19 protein-coding genes are annotated in these 17,727 nt (G+C 70.4%); 7 read left to right on the top strand and 12 right to left on the bottom strand.

Features of this window, described 5'->3' with window-relative positions; all coding sequences use genetic code 11:
* Positions 1–1,263, bottom strand: coding sequence for a serine--tRNA ligase (gene serS, locus AC1DXJ_RS06200; RefSeq protein WP_477636554.1), 1,263 nt, complete (start codon positions 1,261–1,263; stop codon positions 1–3).
* A 151-nt stretch (positions 1,264–1,414) separates the two neighbouring features.
* On the opposite strand from serS, the gene AC1DXJ_RS06195 reads away from it, so the two are divergent.
* Both AC1DXJ_RS06195 and AC1DXJ_RS06190 read left to right on the top strand, forming a co-directional pair.
* The gene (locus AC1DXJ_RS06195; protein ID WP_477636553.1) at positions 1,415–2,374 is read left to right on the top strand and encodes a serine hydrolase; all 960 of its coding nucleotides are present in this window, start codon (positions 1,415–1,417) and stop codon (positions 2,372–2,374) included.
* A 74-nt stretch (positions 2,375–2,448) separates the two neighbouring features.
* The gene (locus AC1DXJ_RS06190) at positions 2,449–3,087 is read left to right on the top strand and encodes a LysE family translocator (RefSeq protein WP_477636552.1); all 639 of its coding nucleotides are present in this window, start codon (positions 2,449–2,451) and stop codon (positions 3,085–3,087) included.
* A 69-nt stretch (positions 3,088–3,156) separates the two neighbouring features.
* Here AC1DXJ_RS06190 and AC1DXJ_RS06185 read toward each other — a convergent pair whose 3' ends face one another.
* Positions 3,157–3,702, bottom strand: coding sequence for a DinB family protein (locus AC1DXJ_RS06185; RefSeq protein ID WP_477614321.1), 546 nt, complete (start codon positions 3,700–3,702; stop codon positions 3,157–3,159).
* A 103-nt stretch (positions 3,703–3,805) separates the two neighbouring features.
* Between AC1DXJ_RS06185 and AC1DXJ_RS06180 the strand changes: the two genes are divergently transcribed.
* The 3 genes from AC1DXJ_RS06180 to AC1DXJ_RS06170 are packed head-to-tail and all read left to right on the top strand — an operon-like array spanning position 3,806 to position 6,263.
* Positions 3,806–4,918, top strand: coding sequence for a diacylglycerol/lipid kinase family protein (locus AC1DXJ_RS06180; RefSeq protein WP_477614320.1), 1,113 nt, complete (start codon positions 3,806–3,808; stop codon positions 4,916–4,918).
* On the top strand, positions 4,918–5,616 hold the full coding sequence (locus AC1DXJ_RS06175) for a phosphatase PAP2 family protein (protein ID WP_477614319.1): 699 nt from the start codon (positions 4,918–4,920) through the stop codon (positions 5,614–5,616). Before AC1DXJ_RS06180 ends, AC1DXJ_RS06175 begins: the two co-directional genes overlap by 1 nt.
* On the top strand, positions 5,553–6,263 hold the full coding sequence (locus AC1DXJ_RS06170; RefSeq protein WP_477636551.1) for a phosphatase PAP2 family protein: 711 nt from the start codon (positions 5,553–5,555) through the stop codon (positions 6,261–6,263). Before AC1DXJ_RS06175 ends, AC1DXJ_RS06170 begins: the two co-directional genes overlap by 64 nt.
* A gap of 70 nt (positions 6,264–6,333) precedes the next feature.
* On the opposite strand, the gene AC1DXJ_RS06165 is transcribed toward AC1DXJ_RS06170, so the two are convergent.
* The 6 genes from AC1DXJ_RS06165 to AC1DXJ_RS06140 all read right to left on the bottom strand — a co-directional run bounded on the left by AC1DXJ_RS06165 (position 6,334) and on the right by AC1DXJ_RS06140 (position 10,811).
* Entirely contained in the window at positions 6,334–6,549 is a 216-nt protein-coding gene (locus tag AC1DXJ_RS06165) for a hypothetical protein (protein ID WP_477624619.1), read from the bottom strand.
* A gap of 10 nt (positions 6,550–6,559) precedes the next feature.
* Complete coding sequence (locus AC1DXJ_RS06160; protein ID WP_477636550.1) at positions 6,560–7,360, bottom strand: hypothetical protein; 801 nt, start codon at positions 7,358–7,360, stop codon at positions 6,560–6,562.
* A gap of 171 nt (positions 7,361–7,531) precedes the next feature.
* Positions 7,532–8,812 (bottom strand): iron uptake transporter deferrochelatase/peroxidase subunit, encoded by a 1,281-nt coding sequence (gene efeB, locus AC1DXJ_RS06155; protein WP_477636549.1) that lies wholly within the window; start codon positions 8,810–8,812, stop codon positions 7,532–7,534.
* Complete coding sequence (efeO, locus tag AC1DXJ_RS06150; protein WP_477636548.1) at positions 8,809–9,948, bottom strand: iron uptake system protein EfeO; 1,140 nt, start codon at positions 9,946–9,948, stop codon at positions 8,809–8,811. The genes efeB and efeO overlap by 4 nt, the downstream gene beginning before the upstream one ends.
* Positions 9,949–9,955: 7 nt before the next feature.
* Complete coding sequence (locus AC1DXJ_RS06145) at positions 9,956–10,540, bottom strand: FTR1 family iron permease (protein WP_477636547.1); 585 nt, start codon at positions 10,538–10,540, stop codon at positions 9,956–9,958.
* Positions 10,428–10,811, bottom strand: a complete 384-nt coding sequence (locus AC1DXJ_RS06140; protein ID WP_477636546.1) for an FTR1 family protein — start codon at positions 10,809–10,811, stop codon at positions 10,428–10,430. Before AC1DXJ_RS06140 ends, AC1DXJ_RS06145 begins: the two co-directional genes overlap by 113 nt.
* A 124-nt stretch (positions 10,812–10,935) precedes the next feature.
* On the opposite strand from AC1DXJ_RS06140, the gene zwf reads away from it, so the two are divergent.
* Positions 10,936–12,441 (top strand): glucose-6-phosphate dehydrogenase, encoded by a 1,506-nt coding sequence (gene zwf / locus AC1DXJ_RS06135; protein WP_477636545.1) that lies wholly within the window; start codon positions 10,936–10,938, stop codon positions 12,439–12,441.
* Positions 12,442–12,455: 14 nt separating this feature from the next.
* Here zwf and pheA read toward each other — a convergent pair whose 3' ends face one another.
* Positions 12,456–13,421 carry a prephenate dehydratase gene (gene pheA, locus AC1DXJ_RS06130; protein WP_477636729.1) on the bottom strand — a complete coding sequence of 322 codons (966 nt, stop codon included), beginning with the start codon at positions 13,419–13,421 and terminating at the stop codon, positions 12,456–12,458.
* Positions 13,418–13,780, bottom strand: coding sequence for a DUF4446 family protein (locus AC1DXJ_RS06125; protein ID WP_477614616.1), 363 nt, complete (start codon positions 13,778–13,780; stop codon positions 13,418–13,420). Before AC1DXJ_RS06125 ends, pheA begins: the two co-directional genes overlap by 4 nt.
* A 96-nt stretch (positions 13,781–13,876) precedes the next feature.
* Here AC1DXJ_RS06125 and AC1DXJ_RS06120 point away from each other — a divergent pair, with 96 nt between their 5' ends.
* Complete coding sequence (locus tag AC1DXJ_RS06120; protein ID WP_477636544.1) at positions 13,877–14,497, top strand: TMEM165/GDT1 family protein; 621 nt, start codon at positions 13,877–13,879, stop codon at positions 14,495–14,497.
* A gap of 34 nt (positions 14,498–14,531) precedes the next feature.
* Here the strand turns inward: AC1DXJ_RS06120 and AC1DXJ_RS06115 are convergent, their stop codons facing one another.
* On the bottom strand, positions 14,532–15,926 hold the full coding sequence (locus AC1DXJ_RS06115) for an ATP-binding protein (RefSeq protein ID WP_477636543.1): 1,395 nt from the start codon (positions 15,924–15,926) through the stop codon (positions 14,532–14,534).
* A gap of 36 nt (positions 15,927–15,962) precedes the next feature.
* Positions 15,963–17,621 (bottom strand): FAD-dependent oxidoreductase, encoded by a 1,659-nt coding sequence (locus AC1DXJ_RS06110; RefSeq protein WP_477636542.1) that lies wholly within the window; start codon positions 17,619–17,621, stop codon positions 15,963–15,965.
* Between the last annotated feature and the right edge of the window lie 106 nt (positions 17,622–17,727).

Raw genomic sequence — 17,727 nt, 5'->3', positions numbered from 1 at the left:
CTAGACCGGCTTGAGGACCTCGAGGCCGAGGAAGGGCTGGAGGGCCTTGGGCACGACCACCGAGCCGTCGGCCTGCTGGTGGTTCTCGAGGATCGCGACCATCCACCGCGTGGTGGCAAGGGTGCCGTTGAGCGTGGCCACGGCCCGGGTGCCCTGGCCGTTCGGGTCGCGCTCCCGGGTGTTGAGCCGGCGGGCCTGGTAGGTCGTGCAGTTCGAGGTGGACGTCAGCTCGCGGTAGCGACCCTGGGTCGGCACCCACGCCTCGCAGTCGAACTTGCGGGCCGCCGGGCCACCGAGGTCGCCGGCCGCGGTGTCGATGATGCGGTAGGGCACCTCGATCTTGGCGAGCATCTCCTTCTCCCAGCCGAGCAGCCGCTGATGCTCGGCCGCCGCGTCCTCGACGCGGCAGTAGGTGAACATCTCGACCTTGTGGAACTGGTGGACGCGGATGATCCCGCGGGTGTCCTTGCCGTGCGACCCGGCCTCGCGGCGATAGCAGGCCGACCACCCGGCATACCGCTTGGGGCCGTCGGAGAGGTCGAGGATCTCGTCGGCGTGGTAGCCGGCGAGCGCCACCTCGGACGTCCCCGTGAGGTAGAGGTCGTCCGCCTCGAGCCGGTAGACCTCGTCACCGTGCTTGTCGATGAAGCCGGCACCGGCCATCACGTCGGCCTTGACCAGCGTGGGCGTGATCATGGGCGTGAAGCCGTGCTCGACGGCTTGGGCGATGCCCATGGTGAGCAGCGCGAGCTCGAGCCGGGCGCCCACGCCGGTGAGGAAGTAGAAGCGCGACCCGCTGACCTTGGCGCCCCGCTCCATGTCGATGGCGGCGAGCGACTCGCCGAGCGCGAGGTGGTCCTGAGGCTCGAAGTCGAACTCCGGCACGGTCCCGACGGTCTCGAGCACGGTGTAGTCGTCCTCGCCGCCCACCGGCACACCGTCCTCGACGATGTTGCCGACCTGGCGGATCAGCACGTCCAGCTCGGCCTGCGCGGCGTCGGCGTCGGTCTGCAGCTGCTTGACCCGCGCCGAGAGCTCCTTGGTCTGGGCGAGCAGCGCCTGCTTGTCGTCCCCCTGCGCCTGCGCGACCTGCTTGCCCATCGACTTCTGCGTGGCACGCAGCTGCTCGAACTCGGTGAGGGACGACCGGTGGGCCTGCTCGGCAGCGAGGATCGAGTCGACGATCCCCTCGTCCTCACCGCGGGCGCGCTGGCTGGCGCGGACGCGGTCCGGGTCCTCACGCAGGAGCTTGATGTCGATCACCGGGCAAGACTACCGAGCGGCGTGCGACCTCTCGGAGGCGCTGCCCCACCGCACTCCTCGAGGGATCCAACGGGCGAGGCGCCCGCTGGATCGCCCGAGGACCCGGAGGTGAAAGGGGCGCGCGCTGCCCGTTGCAGGTCACAATGCGTGCATGCTCACGCGGCGGCACGTCCTGCTCCTGGCGCCGCTCGGCGTCGCGGCAGCCTGTGGCCGCGAGCGCGCGCAAGGGACGCCGTCCCCCACGACCGGTCTCGCGGACGGGACGTCGAGCCCGCCGACGCCTTCGACGACCACCACCATGCCGACCACCCTGCCCGCCACCGACACCGCGTCCACGACCAGCCGGGTCCCCGCTCCGATGAAGGCATCCGCCCGACCCGCCCCCACGCTGGCGGCACTGCGCGACGAGCTGTCCGCCCTCTCCCGCCGCCATGGCGTCGACCTGGGGGTGGCGGCCACCGAGGCACGGTCGAAGCGGTCCTTCGCCTGGGGCGCCGACACGACCATCGAGACGGCCTCGATCGCGAAGGCCGACATCCTGGCGGCTCTGCTGCTCCAGCTGCAGGACCGTGGCTCCCGCATCTCGGCCCGCCAGCTGGCCGTCGCCTCCCAGATGATCCGGGTCAGCGACCACGAGTCGGCCTGGACGCTGTTCCGCGAGATCGGGCTCGCGGACGGGATGGAGGACGCGAACCAGCGCTTCGGGATGAGGGCGACCCAGTGCTTCGACTACAGCTGGGGCCTGACCCGGACGACCGCTCGCGACCAGCTGCGGTTCGTCGAGGCGGTCAGCGCGGCGGGGACGAAGGGCTCACCACTCAACGCCCGGTCGGGGGCGGTGCTCCTCGACCTGATGGAGGACGTCATCGCCGAGCAGAAGTGGGGCGTGAGCGCCGCTGCCCACCGGGGCGACAGCGTCAGCCTCAAGAACGGCTGGCTGCCCCGCTCGACGCTCGGCAAGCGGTGGATCGTCAACAGCATCGGACGCATCACCGGCCCGTCGCTGGACCTGCGGCTGGCTGTCCTCAGCCAGAAGGCGACGTCCCTGGCCCAGGGCATCGAGATCGTCGAGCAGGCAGCGACCCTGACCCGCAAGCATCTCGGGGTCTGACAAACCATCTCGGGGTCTGAGCAGACGCCGAATCCCGTTGCCCTCGGGGCCGACCGGGCGCGATCCTTGCGGGTATGCCGTCCACGCCCACCCTCGCGTCGTTCGCCCTCGCCGCGACCGCGCTCATCCTGCTGCCCGGTCCAGCGATGCTGTTCCTCATCTCCCGGGGGATCGGGCAGGGCAGCCGCCGGCTCGCGGTCGCCTCGATGGCCGGCATCGAGACGGCGACAGCGGTGATGGTGGTGGCCACGGCGTTCGGGCTCTCCGCGGTGATCAGCTCCTCGGTCCTGGCCTTCTCCGTCGTGAAGTACGCCGGAGCGGCATACCTGGTGTGGCTCGCCATCCGCGAGTTCCGCAGCAAGGGGCACTTCTCCCTCGACCGCGCCCCGGTCACCAACTCCCGCCGTGCGTTCGGCGACGCGTTCCTCGTGGGCATCTCGAACCCCAAGACGGCAGTCTTCTTCGTGGCCTTCTTCCCGCAGTTCCTGCACCGTGAGTCCGGCACGATCTGGTCGCAGGTGCTGGTCCTCGGCGCGATCTTCGTCGTGATCGGGGCCGTCTTCGACAGTGTGTACGCGCTCACCGCCGGCTCGCTGGGCCTGTGGCTGGCCCGCCACCCGCGGGCGGTGGAGCGGCAGAAGTACGTGTCAGGCGGCATCTTCCTGGCGATGGGCGGGGCTGCCGCCCTCACGGGCCACCCCCAGAAGGCCTGACCAGCCCCCGCGTCGCCCGTGCGCCGCCGCGCGGCGGACCCTCGTGCCCGGGTATGCCGCGCGGTGGGCTCAGGCGCCGACGTCGACGAGGTGGTGGGCGAGGTCGTGCAGGAAGTACTGCCCCAGGGTGTGCACCGTGAACCCGGACCCGTCGCTGCGCAGGCCGGTCCGCTCCCATGCGTCGTCGGGCACCGCCGCGAACACCGCCGCGACGGCGGAAGCAGCCTGCTGGACCTCACCACTGACCACGGCGGGGTCCTGCTCGCCGTAGCGGTCGGCCACCGCGGTCTCGTCCTGGTCCCAGTTGGCGAACTGCGGCCCCTCCTGCTCCAGCATCAGCTCGACCCTGCCCTTGAAGACCCTGCACACGTCCCTAACGTGGCACGCGTACTCCAGTGGCGACCACACGGTGGGAGCCGGCCGTTCCCTGGCGGAGGCGCGCTCGAGCACGGCGGTCCACGGCGCGGTCGACGCCAGGGTCAACGGTGCGATGTCGGCCCGCGCGACCGATCCCGCGTCGAATCCGCAGTCAGGACAAGGCCGGTCCAGGGTCCAGGTCCAGTCCTTGGTGTCGGGGACGATCTGGTCGTTCGCGGCGGCGTCGAGGTCACCCATGCCGACCACGGTAGCCGCCGACCGCGGCACGCCACCGCGGAGAGGGCGTCACGGGGCTCTGACCTGTGGCGATGGCACGCCGCCCGTGGGGTAGCGTCGGCCCGTGCTTCGCGAACACTCCGGCTGGATCGCCCTCGGGGCGATCGTCCTCGTCATCCTGCTCGCCCTCGGCGTCGCCGGGTGGGCCGGGATGCGCGGGCTCGGTGCCGGCGGAGCCCACCGTGGCCGTCGGTGGGGGCGTCGTCCGCACCGCAACGACTTCCGCCCTGAGGGCTCCGTGCCCGACTCGCCCGTCCGCCGCGCAGCGATCATCGTCAACCCGACCAAGTTCGACGACGTGGCGGCGGTGCGCAGGAAGATCACCGAGCAGTCGGTCAACCACGGCTGGGCCGAGCCGCTGTTCATCCTCACCACGGAACGCGACCCCGGCACGGGCCAGGCCCAGCAGGCCCTGGCCAAAGGCGTGGACCTGATCTGCCCCCTCGGCGGTGACGGCACCGTGCGCGCCGTGGCCGAGGCGATGGTCGGGAGCGAGACCCCCATGGGTCTGCTGCCCGGGGGCACCGGCAACCTGCTGGCCCGCAACCTCGACCTGCCCGTCGACGACCTCGGCGACGCGCTGCGGATCGCCCTGACCGGCCAGAACAAGCGGGTCGACGTCGGGCGCCTCACGATGGACACCTCCGGCGAGGACGACCGGCCGGCCAGCCACATCTTCCTCGTCATGGCCGGTCTCGGCTTCGACGCCGCGATCATGGCCGATGCCCCGGAGGGGCTCAAGGCCAAGGTGGGCCCCGCGGCATACGTCGTCTCGGGCACCCGCAACCTGCGCGGCCCGCAGTTCAAGGTGCGCGTCAAGGTGGAGGACCAGGAGGAGTTCACCCGGCGGGCCCGCACCGTCGTCATCGGCAACTGCGGCAAGCTGCTGGGCGGACTCGTGCTGATGCCCGAGGCCGAGGTCGACGACGGCCAGCTGGACATGGTCATCCTGTCGCCCAAGGGGGTCGTGGGGTGGGCCGCCGTGGCCGCGCGGCTCGCGTCCAAGAAGCGCAAGGGCCACCAGATCGTCGACCACTACACGAGCCCGTCGGTCCGGGTGCGCAGCGATCGTCCGCAGGAGGTCCAGATCGACGGTGACACGCTCGGCAAGGCTCGCGCGATCGCCGCGGAGGTCGTCCCCGGCGCCCTCGTCGTTCGCGTCGGATCGCTGGACTGATGGCCACCACCACGTCACCAGCCCGCACGTCGCGCACCGCGCGGCTGCTTCGCGGGGCCGCGGCCATGGTGCTGTTCGCGGTGCCGTTCGCCATGCTCGGGTTCGCGGTGCGGCAGAAGTTCGACCCCCTCGTCCACCTGGACAACGCCATCGCCGACCGGGCCACCGACCTCACGCGGTCGGTCGGAGCGGGCAGCGCCCTCATTGCGCTTCAGGCGGTGAGCCAGCCATGGGTCGTGTACATCGTGGCGACGTTGGTCTGCCTGTGGGCCTGGCTCGCCAAAGGGCTGCTCAACCGGGCGCTGTGGGCGTTCGTCACGATGATGATCGGCTGGAACCTGGCCCTGGACGCAAAACTGCTCGTGCAGCGGACCCGGCCGGTCGTCGACGACCCGATCTCGCACGCCCCGGGATACTCGTTCCCCTCAGGTCACGCCTCGAACGCCGCGATCGTCGCGACCACCCTCGTCTTCCTGCTGTGGCCGCTGCTCTCGCCGGTGGCCAGGCGCGTGGCCACGACCGTCGCTGTGGTCTTCGCCCTGGCCGTGGGTCTGGACCGCATCTTCCTCGGTGTGCACTTCGCCAGCGACGTGCTGGCTGGGTGGATTCTCGGAGTTGGCATTACGTTCTCCTCATGGCTCGGATTCATTGGCAAGACGGCCGCGACCTCCTCACCCGGACCGTCGCACCCGGCGTAGTCCTCTTCGGGGTGCTGGCCGGCCTCGGCCTGCTCATCACCGGACCGCTGTCGGCGATCGACAAGGCCGAGGACCGGACGGCGAGGGCGCTCAGCCGTGACCGGACCGACTTCTGGAACCCGATCAGCTGGGTCTTCTCGAGGCTGGGCAACACCGAGATCGTCATCGGCGTGTGCCTCATCGCGGTCGCCCTCATCTGGTGGCGCACCCGCGAGTGGCGGTGGTCAGTGGTTCCGCTCATCTCGATCTCGCTGCAGGCGACGATCTTCCTGTTCCTGACGTTGGCGGTCGGACGGGCGCGCCCGCCGGCCAACCCCATGGACACCTCGCCGCCCACGACCAGCTATCCCAGCGGTCACACCGGTGCGTCCACCGCGTTGTACTTCTCGCTGCTCCTCATGGCAGCAACCCGCATCGAGCGCCCCTGGCTCCGCCGCCTGTCGATGGCCGTGTGTGCGGTCCTCCCGTTCCTCGTCGGGATGGCCCGGCTCTACCGAGGCGCCCACCACATCTCCGACGTGGTCGCCGGTTTGGTCAACGGGGTCGTCTGCGCGGTGCTCGTCTTCCAGTGGTATCGGCACCGCGCCCGCGCCGAGCGATCCGGTGAAGTGCGCGGGTCGGCAGCGCCTCAGCTGGAACCGGCCTGACCCCACGCTGTTCATGCAGCCGGGGGTGGTCGSGGTCTCCCGCGACCACCCCCGTCTGCCGTCGGTCGTCTCAGTGGTGCGTCGTCAACCGTCCGTCGGGTGCCGCGTCGTAGTCACGTTGGCGTCGCGTCAGCCGGTCCGCCACGCGCCGGCGGCCGAAGCGGTGATACAGCCACGTCAGCGCGAAGCAGACGGCCACCGCGACGAGCCAGCTCTCCGTCCACCAGAGGCACAGCGCTCCGGCGGTCCAGGCCGTGAGTACGGCGAGGAAATCGACAGTCCTCATGGCGCCCACCTCATCCAGTGCAGTTTCGCAAGGCTACTTGGTACCACCCGGTGGAGGGGCCGACGATCCGCCTCTGGTAGCACGTGGAGTTCGAGGTGCTTCCTCCAGTGCGCCAGAGGGAGACGATCGAGTTGAGGATGGCTCGGATCGTGGGAACGCCGACCACCGTGCACAAGAGCTGCACGACGCGACCAACGAGGACCGGGAACTTCGACAGCCCCGAACAGGCCACCACGGCTCCCGCCCCACCCATGGCGATCACCGCGCTGCCGATCGCCTTGGCCTCAGCTCCGGTGACGTTCAGGTAGATCCCCCACCCGTAGGTCAGTCGGGGGTCGGCCGCGATCGGGTAGGTCGCTCCCGACGTGTCGACGTGCTGGGTCAGGAGCCGGCGGGACGAGTCGAGCACGTACCAGGTCGACAGTGACCTGCCGCTGGCATCCTTGGCCCAGGGTGGGGCGATGCCGGCAGTCATCCGCACTCCCGGCGACACCTCCCTGCTCAGGACGACCGAGCCGTCCGCCTGGAGCTCCCCCGCCGCCGACAAGCCGAACGCCGCGGTCGTCTGTCCCTCCTCCAGCGCCGCGATCACGGCGTCCTGCGTCGCGTAGGCCCTGCGATCCCGCGGGGCGGTGATGGTGACACCCGCCAGGTCCACCGCACCGGTGACCTCTCGGACCTCCCGGTCCAGACCCACTGAGTGCTGCACCACTCCGTCCGTGGTGTGGTCGGCTGCCTGCGCCCCTGACGCCTGACCGATGAGCAGTACCGCAGCCGCAACGGTCACCAGGACCGCTTTCCAACGTCGCATGTGTTTCCCCCCTGTGCTTCCGCGCCGGCCAGCCCGGACACGAAATGGATATGGACATACACCCAAGCATTCGGATGCATACCCAAACAAACCACAGAAGAAGTGCCTATGCAACTCTAGGTTTCTGGTCAGTCGCGCTCCGCTGACCGTGGGCCTGGCCCACGGGCGACCTCAGCCGAACAGCGCTTGACCCCAGTGTTCGTCCGGGCCGAGGCCGGGCGGGCAGGCGAAGACTGCCGAGCCGGTGTGCTCGATGTACTCGTTGAGCCCGTCCTTTGCTGCCAGTGACCGCTGCATGGGCACGAACTGCGCGTGCGTGTCGCGCATGAACCCGATGAAGAACAGGCCCGCGTCGAGGTGTCCCAGCCCGTCCGACCCGTCGGTGAAGTTGTAGCCACGGCGCAGGATGCGTATGCCGTTCAGCCGGCTCTCGTGGGCGAGCGCCACGTGGGCGTCGACCGGGATGGCGGGGTTTCCGTCGGCACCCTTCTTCGTGAAGTCCACGGCGTCGAACTCGGCCTTCTGGCCCAGGGGAGCGCCCTCGCCCTTGTCCCGACCGATGATCTCCTGCTGCTCCTGCAACGTCGTGCGGTCCCAGATCTCGATGTGCATCCGGATGCGACGGGCCACGAGGTAGGAGCCGCCGGCCATCCAGGCACTCGCGCCCGGGACGTCGTCCGGCTGCACCCACACGTGCTTCGCCAGGGCGGCGGTGTCCTCGGCCTTGAGGTTGTTGGTGCCGTCCTTGAACCCGAACATGTTGCGAGGGGTCACCTGGCTGCGAGTGGTCGAGGAGGTCCGCCCGAAGCCGAGCTGGCTCCAGCGCACGGACACCACCCCGAAGCCGATCCTGACCAGGTTGCGCACGGCGTGCACGGCGACCTGGGGGTCGTTGGCGCAGGCCTGGATGCAGAGGTCTCCCCCACTGCGGGCCGGGTCGAGGTCGTCGCCCACGAAGCCGGGGAGGTCCTTGAGCGCGGCTGGGCGGCGATCGGCGAGCCCGAACCGGTCGTCGAAGAGGGACGGCCCGTAGCCGATGGTGATCGTCAGGTCCGACGCGTCCAGGTCGTAGGCCTCGCCGGTGTCCTCGGGTGCGCGGTAGGGGCCGCCCCCGACGACACCGCCCGGCGCCGCCTCGGCCCCGGCGGTCATCCGCTCGGCGGCCCGCGTCCACGCCTTCAGCATCTCGGCGACCTCTGCCCGGTCCTTGGTGACCACGTCGAGGGCGACGAAGTGCAGCCGGTCCTGGGCGGGGGTGATGATCCCCGGCTGGTGCTCACCCCGGAACGCCACCTCGGAGTCCCCGGCCCCAGCCGAACCCACCACAGCGGAACCGTCGCCCACGCCGGAAGCTGCCCGCGCGGCATACGCTCCACCGACGCCCGCGACCGCGCCGGCGACGGCGGCGCCCGCGCTGACGCCCAGCAGCCGCCGACGGGAGAGGTCGGTCACTGGGCGACCACTCCGGCGACCTTCGAGATGTCCTCGCCCAGCGCGTCGACGGCGACGGACAGCGCCTTGACCTGGTCCTTGGTCAGGGCGGTGTAGAGCTGGAAGCCGGCGTCGGTGCGGTACTCGTCGAGCTCGGTGTCGAGGGCCGCGAACCCGGCGTCGATCCTCGCGAGCAGGGCCGCGTCACGGGTCTTCAGCACGGGGCGCAGGGCGTCGAGCGCGGCCTTGGACCCCTTGACGTTCTCGTCGAAGTCGTAGAGGTCGGTGTGGCTGTAGCGGTCCTCCTCGCCGGTGATCTTGCCCACGGCGACCTCGTCGAGCAGCCCCTTGGCGCCGTTGGCCAGCTGCAGCGGGTTGAGCGTGACGGCCTTGGCCTTTGCGACGATCTTCGTGACGTCGACCAGCAGCTTGTCGGCGATCGCACCGGAGTCGGCCTGCAGACCGGTGACCCACAGGTCCTTCTCGAGGCGGTGGAAGCCGGTGAACTCGATGCCCTCCTCGACGACGTCCTCGCGGCCGTCGATCATCGGGTCGAGGTCGCCGAACGACTCCGCGACCGGCTCGATCCGCTCCCACGGTCCTCGGGCGACCGGGAACGCAGCCTTCGCCTCCTCGACCTTGCCGGCCTTGACCAGGCCCACGAACTCGGTGGTCCGGGTGAGCAGCTCGTCGGACTGCGCCGACACGAAGGCCTGGTAGGCCTTCACCGCGGCGCCCATGGCGGCATCGGGCGCCGCGCTGCTCGTGCTGCTGGGGCTGCCCGTGACGGTGAAGTCGGCCCGGATCCCCTTGGCCTTCATGCCCGGCTTGCACGCGGTCTGGTAGGTGCCGGGGCTCGCGACCTCGACGTGGAACGTGCGGGTCAGGCCGGGGGTGAGGTTCTCGACCTCACCGATGATCTGGTCACCGTCGCCGTAGAGGTAGAACTCGTTGACCTTGGAGCCGGTGTTCCTGACCGTGAACTCGACGGTCCCGGTCGCGGCCTCGCTGCGGGCGACCTTGCACGAGGTGTCCGTCGCCTCGACCGCGATCGGACTCTTCCCACCGGCGGCGCCGGCCTCGTCGGAGCTGCCACACGCGGAGGTCGCCAGCAGGACGGCCACCCCGAGGGCGGCGGGGACGGGGAGGATGCGCATGGTGCTCCTAGGTGAGTGGTGAGGTGGCGTGCGATGGGTATGACGGCTGGACCTGTCGGGCTGGGGCCGGCCGCAGGAAGAGGGTCATGACGACGGCGAGGTAGGTGGTCCACGCGATCGCCTGGAGCCAGGTGGTGTTGGGCGTGAAGTTGACGGTGCCCTTGAGCACCGTGCCGTACCAGGAGTCGGGCGGCACGGCGTTGCTCACGTCGAAGGCGAGCGAGCCCAGCCCGGGCAGGAAGGCGGCTTCCTGCAGGTCGTGGACGCCGTAGGACAGGATTCCGGCAGCGACCACGATGAGCGCAATCCCGGTGCAGCGGAAGAACATCGAGAGGTTGATGTGCACGGCGCCGCGGTAGATGAGCACCCCGAGGACGATCGCGACGGCGATGCCGAGGAGGAAGCCCACCAGGGGCTGGACCGTGCCACTTCCTGCCGTCTGGACGCTGGCGTAGAAGAACAGGGACGTCTCGAGTCCCTCACGACCCACGCCGAGGAAGCCGACCAGGGCCACGGCCCAGCCACCGACCGACAGCGCCTGGTCGAGCTTGCCCTTGAGCTCGCCCGAGATGGTCCGGGCCGCGGTCCGCATCCAGAAGACCATGGCCGTGACGAACGCGACCGCGAGCACGGAGGCGCTGCCGCCGATTCAGCTCCTGGGTCTCGAAGGACAGCTGCCGGGTGCCGAAGCTGAGCAGCGCTCCGAGGCCGACCGAGAGGACAACGGCCAGCGCGACGCCGGTCCAGACGGCCTTCAGCGCCCAGCGGCGGTCGGTCCTGATGAGGAAGGCGACGAGGATGACGACGACGAGCGCGGCCTCCAGTCCTTCACGGAGTGCGATGAGCGCATTGCTGACGAGCACGTTGACCTGATTTCCGGCATGTCGATGGTGCGTAATAGGACCAAGGTAAGCCTTACCTAACCCCAGGCGTCAAATCGCTGGACAACCGGGTGCGCGGGCCCGGCTGCGGTGGAAGTATCGGAAGGTGCCCGAGCAGACCGCGCCCAGCGCCCAGACGATCTCGTATCCCGCCGCTGACGCACGCAGCTCGCGAGGCGCCATCGAGAAGGCCGATCCGCACGTCATCGTGCTGTTCGGCGCCACCGGCGACTTGGCGCGTCGCAAGCTGCTGCCCGGCATGGCCCACCTGGCGACGTCCGAGCTGGCACCCGCCATCCGGGTCGTGGGCACCTCGCTCGAGGAGATGACCGACGAGCAGTTCCGTGAGTTCGCGCGCACGGCCGTCGACGAGTTCGCGACGCATCCCCTCACGCCGGAACAGTGGGAGCGGTTCGACGACAACCTCGTCTACATCCCCCAGTCGGCCGGCCCCGAGCCTCTGGCAGAGGCCGTCAAGCGCGCCGAGGAGTCGCTCGGGCCCGATGCGCTGCGGCTGCACTACCTGTCGGTCCCGCCCAAGGCAGCGGTCGCGGTCATCACCATGCTGCGGGACGCCGACCTCGTGGCCCGCTCACGGGTCGTGATGGAGAAGCCGTTCGGCACGGACCTCGCGAGCGCGATCGCCCTCAACAACACCGTGCACGAGACGTTCGACGAGAGCCAGGTCTTCCGGATCGACCACTTCCTCGGCAAGGAGGCGGCGCAGAACATCCTCGCCTTCCGCTTCGCCAACGGGCTGTTCGAGCCGATCTGGAACCGCAACTTCATCGACCACGTGCAGATCGACATCCCCGAGACCTTGGGGCTGGACGAGCGGGCCAACTTCTACGAGGCCACCGGCGCCTACAAGGACATGGTGGTCACCCACCTGTTCCAGGTGCTCGCGTTCGTCGCCATGGAACCCCCGACCGCCTTGGAGCCCCGGGCCATCTCCGAGGAGAAGAACAAGGTCTTCCGGTCGCTGCTGCCGATCGACCCCTCTGACGTGGTCCGGGGTCAGTTCGCCGGCTACACCGGGCTGAACGGCGTCGCCCCCGACTCCGACACCGAGACGTTCATCGCGCTCAAGGTCGGGCTGGACAACTGGCGCTGGGCCGGTGTGCCGTTCTACCTGCGCACCGGCAAGAAGATGGCCGACGGTGCACGCATCATCTCGATCGCCTTCAAGGAGGCGCCACGGTCGATGTTCCCGACCCACTCCGGGGTCGGCAACGCGGGCCCGGACCACCTGACCTTCGACCTCGCCGACGAGTCGAAGGTGTCGCTGTCGTTCTACGGCAAGCGACCTGGCCCCGGCATGCRCCTGGAGAAGCTGTCGATGCAGTTCTCCACCCGGGAGACCGAGCGGGTCGGCGACGTCCTCGAGGCCTACGAGCGGCTCATCCTCGACGCCATGCGCGGCGACCACACGCTCTTCACGACGGCCGAGGGCATCGAGTCGCTGTGGGAGCGTTCGCAGCCGCTGCTCGACAACCCGCCGGAGGCCAAGCCCTACCCCGTCGGCAGCTGGGGTCCGAACGCGATCCACCAGCTGATCGCCCCCCACGCCTGGCGACTGCCCTTCGAGCGCGTCTGGCGCGAGAAGAAGTAGCCAACAGGGCGTCGTCAGGTGCCGCGCAGGGAGCGCAGCCAGGCGCGGGCCTCGCCGAAGGCCGCGTCGCTGGTGTGGGGCGTGACGTGCACCGCGGCACCGTGGGCGGCGGGATAGCTGCCGAGGAACCGCACGTCCGCGCAGACCCGCTTGAGCCCGAGCAGGGCCTCGCCGACGCGCTCGTCGAGGACGTGCCCCTCGATGTCGATCGAGAAGCAGTAGTCGCCCATCGAGGACTTCGTCGGGCGAGACTCCAGTCGCGACATGTTGATGCCGCGCACCGCGAACTGCTCCAGCAGCTCCAACAGCCCACCGGCGTGGTCGTCGCGCTGGAACAGCACCAGCGTGGTCTTGTCGGCGCCGGTGCGTTCGGGCAGCTGCCCCGGCCGGGCGACGGAGACGAACCGCGTCACCGCCGACGCGTTGTCGCCGATGTCCTCCGCGAGCACGTCGAGGCCGTGGTTCGCCGCGGCGATCGGAGCGCACACCGCCGCCTGGTATGCCGCGTTCGCCGGCTGTCCATCAAACGCAGGGCTGCCGACCAGGCCGGCTGCGGCGGCCGCCGTCGACAACGTCGGGACGTAGACCGCGTCCGGAAGGTGGGCGCCCATCCAGCCGCGGACCTGTGCCCAGGCGTGGCTGTGGGTGCCGACGGCGCGGACCTCTTCGAGCGGCATACCGGGAGGGGCGGCGAGCACGAACGTGATGGGGACGAGGACCTCGCCCACGACCACCAGCGGCTCACCGCTGGCCAGCGCGTCGAGGGTGGCGCTCACGCCGCCCTCGACCGAGTTCTCGATCGGCACCATGGCCGCGTCGATGTCGCCGGCGCGCAGGGCACCCAGGGCGGCCTCGACCGACGCGATGGCGACGTGTTCCTGGCCTTCGGCCGGACCCCACGCGTTCAGCGCCATCTGGGTGAAGGTGCCCGCGGGCCCGAAGTAGCCGTGTCTGGTCACTGGTGTGGTCACGGAGGTCAGGCTCCTTGGGATCCGGTGCGGGCGGCAGCGAGGGCCTGCTGCTCCTCGGGGGTGAGGGTCGCGTCGGAGCCACCGCCGACGATGCCCTTCGCGTAGGTGCGGGACTCGCCGCGGGCGTGGATCGAGGAGAAGACCAGTCCGTCACCCTGGTCGTCGATCACGGCAGCACTGAAGGACAGCCGGCCACCCATGTCACCGAACGCGTCGTAGCGGACGACGGCGACGTGGCGTAGCGCCTGGGCGATGTCGGCCCGAAGAGCGGCGAGGTCGCCGGTGCCGACGGGGCGCTGGCCCTCGATCACGCGCAGCCTGGCCGTGACCCGCGCGATCCTGACGACGGCGACGAGAGCGACCACCATCGAGACCACGGCGACAACGAGCGCTGCCGCGGCGAGGGTTTGGGGGTCGGACACCCCGTCAGCGTATTGGGGCGCCGCGGATACAGTCGACGCGATATGGATTTCGACCTCGCCACCATGGCCATCGTGTTCGGCTCGATCTTTCTCGTCGAGCTGCCCGACAAGACCTTCATCGCGACCCTCGTGCTGGCGACTCGCTTCCGGCCGCTGTACGTCTGGATCGGGGTGTCCCTGGCGTTCCTGGTGCAGACCGCCGTCGCAGTCACCGTCGGAGGGCTCCTGTCGCAGCTGCCCAAGCGACCGGTGGAGATCTTCGCGGCGGTGATGTTCCTCGTGGGTGGGTTCATCCTGCTCCACGGCGCTGCCAAGGCTGACGAGGAGGAGGCCGAGACCGAGGAGGAGTTCGCCCACAAGGGGGCGGCGACCGCGGTCGGCCTCAAGGCGGTCGGGGTGTCGTTCGGCGTGCTCTTCCTCGCCGAGTGGGGCGACCTGTCACAGCTGCTGACGGCTTCGATGGTGTTGCAGTTCAAGGAACCCGTGTCGGTCTTCATCGGGGCGTTCCTCGCGCTGGCAGCCGTGTCCGGCCTCGCAGCCGTCCTCGGACGAGCCCTGCTCGCCAGGGTGAAGCTCGCCACGATCCGGCGCATCGGTGGTGCCGTCTGCCTCCTGTTGGCTGCGCTGACCGTCCTGCAGATCTTCGAGGTCATCACCATCTGAGGCAGGGCGCGGACGGCGCAGTGGGGTCAGGCGTTCAGCCCTCGGCCGGGCGCAGCGGCAGCCGCACCACCACGACCGCGCCGCCGCCGTCCCCGGGCTCCAGGGAGATGTCGCCCCCATGGCGCTCGACGACGATCCGACGGGAGATGTCGAGGCCGAGGCCGGTGCCCTTTCCGACCTCCTTGGTGGTGAAGAAGGGTTCGAACGCGTGGGCCGCCACGTCGTCGGGGAACCCGGGACCGTCGTCGGCGATCTCCACGACGACGCCGTCCTCGATGCCCCGCACCGTGATCCGTAGGTTGCCCGTGCCCTCCATGGCATCCACCGCGTTGTCGATCACGTTGGTCCAGACCTGGTTGAGCTCGCCGGGGATCGCCTCGACGAGGGGGAGGTCGGGGGCGTAGTCGCGGACCACGGTGACCCCGCCGCGGAGCTTGTGGCCGAGCATGACCAGCGTGCTCTCCAGGCCCTCGGTGACATCGGTTCGCTGCACGAGCGCCCGGTCCAGCTGGGAGTAGGAGCGGACCGCGGCCACCAGCTCCGAGACCCGGTGGGTCGCCTCCCGGATCTCGCCCAGCAGCCCCACCACGGTGAGTGAGCTGGCGATCCACTCCAGGCCGGGCTCGAGCTGGCCCGGGCGCAGGTCGGCAGCGGCCCGTTCGAAGAGGTCGACACCGGTTCCGGCCGCGGCGAACGGCGGGGCGATGACCCAGTCGCGCTCGACGTCGTGAGCGGCGAGCCACTCGGCCAGCTCCTCCTCGCGATCGGCGGTGGCGAGGGCGTCGAGGTCCTGACCGGCTGGGGAGATGCCTCGACGCAGGGTGTCCAACGCGACGAACTGCTCTGCGGTCATGGAGTTCTCGCCGAGCCGCCGCAGCGAGGCCAGCAGCGCCTCCGTGGCCTGGTCCAGGGCGTCGACGGCGCGGGTCGCCGCCGAGGCCGGGTTGTTGATCTCGTGTGCGAGCCCTGCCGCGAGGGTGCCGAGCGCGACCAGCGACTCGCGCTGGCGGGCCTTGGCCTCGATGCTCCGAACCGTGTTGACCAGCCCCGAGATGAGGTGGACGCCGAACGGAAACCACTCCCGCGCGACGTCGCCGAGTGCTTCGGCCGGGACGCGGAGCAGCCGCCCGGGGACCACGCCGCGGGCCGTGGCCATGTAGACGCCGTGCGCGTCCCAGGCCTGGAAGCCACCARCCCACTGCCCCGGCGAGCTCATCACCCCGAGCTCGGTCTCCTGCTGCCCCACCCGACGCGCCAGGCTGAGCGACCCCTCGAGGAGCACCCACCAGAAGTCGGCCGGCTTCCCCTCGCGGAAGGGCACGTCGCCGGTCTCGAAGGGCCACTCCGTGCCCGCGGTCCAGAGCCGGTCGAGCTGCTCGTCGGCGAGTCCGTCGAACAGCGTGAGGTCCCTCAGCTCACCGGCGCCCATCGAGCCTCCCCATCACGTCGTCCCCACGTCGGCGCCTCACGTCGTCGCCAGGAAGCGGTGGACGAGGTAGACCGCCATGCCGCCCTCGCCCACGGCCGAAGCCACGCGCTTCATCGAGTCGAGGCGCACGTCCCCCGCCGCGAAGACGCCGGGGATGCTCGTCTCCAGGGCATAGGGCGGACGGTCCGCCGTCCAGGCCGGACGGCCGGGACCAACCAGCAGGTCCTGGCCCGTCACGATGAAGCCGTGGTCGTCGCGAACCACCTCGTCCCCCAACCAGTCGGTGCGTGGCATCGCCCCGATGAAGATGAACAAGGACGAGGTCTCGACCTCCTCGGTCGCGCCGGTCGCCCGGTCGCGCAAGGTCAGGGACTCGAGGTGCCCGTCGCCGCGCGYAGCCACGACCTCGCACCCCACTCGCACCTCGATGCTGGTGCACGCCCGGATCCGCGCGACGAGGTACTGCGACATGGTGAGCTCGAGGCCGGCGCCGCGGACCAGCATCACCACCTTCTTGGCGAACCGGGCGAGGTTCAGCGCCGCTTGGCCCGCAGAGTTCGCKGCTCCGACGACGTAGACCTCCTCACCCTCGCACTGGGCCGCCTCGCTGGCCGAGGCACCGTAGTGGACCCCCCGCGCCCCCAGCTCGTCCAGGCCGTCCGCCTCGAGCCGGCGGTAGGACACTCCCGTCGCGACGACCACGGCCCGTGCCTCCAGCTCGTCGGCACCGTCGATCACCACCGAGCGGACCGGACCCCTCGTCCGCAGGCCGACCGCCTCACGCGCGACCACCATCTCGGCGCCGAACCTGGCCACCTGCGCCACGGCCCGGTGGGTGAGGTCGGCCCCTGACAGCCCCTTGGGAAAGCCGAGGTAGTTCTCGATGGACGCGCTCTGTCCCGCTTGCCCGCCAGGCGCGTCGCGCTCGACGACGACGGTCCGCAGTCCCTCCGACGACGCATAGACGGCGGCGGCCAGTCCCGCCGGGCCACCACCCACGATGCACAGGTCGTAGAGCGGGGCGTCGGCCAGCGTGTGCAGGCCGAGCGCGTCGGCGAGCGCGCGGTTGCTCGGGCTGCGCAGCGGCTCGGCGTCCCGGACGAGGACCAGGGGCAGGTCGGAGGCCTTGGCCCCTGCGAGCTCGGCCAGCTCACGGGCGCCCTCGTCCCGCTCGACGTCCAGCCACCGGTACGGCACGTGGTTGTGCGCGAGGAAGGTCTTGACCTCCTGGCTGCGGTCGGACCAGCGGTGGCCCACCACCCGCAGCTGACTGGCGTCGTCGCGGTGGGTGTCGCGCCAGTCCCCGAGCAGGTCCTCGACCACGGGGAAGAACTTGTCCTGCGGCGGGTCCCAGGGCTTGAGCATGTAGTAGTCGAGCCCGATGTCGTTGATGGCCCGGATGGCGACGTCCGTGTCGGCATAGGCGGTCAGGAGCAGCAGCTTGGTGTCCGGGCTCAGGCCGCGCACCTGTTCGAGCAGCTCGATCCCGGTCATCCGCGGCATCCGCTGGTCGGACACCACGAGCGCGATGGAACGCCCCCGCAGCGTGAACTCGGTCAGCAGCTCCAGCGCACCCGCCCCCGACGTGGCCCCGACCACGCGGTAGTCGGCGCCGAAGCGGTCCCGCAGGTCGCGGGTGATGGCCTTGGACACGACGGGGTCGTCGTCGACGGCCAGGATCGTCGGCTTGGCCACGGGTCACTCCGTTCCCCGGTCGCCGGGCCCGGCGCTGCACCCGGGGCGGCGGTCCGCTGCTCGGAGGCTACCTGCACCCGCCGAAGCAGCGCCATGGTCCAGCACC

This window comes from Pedococcus sp. P2_D9 (assembly GCF_056404275.1).
The sequence above is the reverse complement of the archived record's forward strand: the minus strand, read 5'-3'. Positions and strand labels throughout refer to the sequence as shown.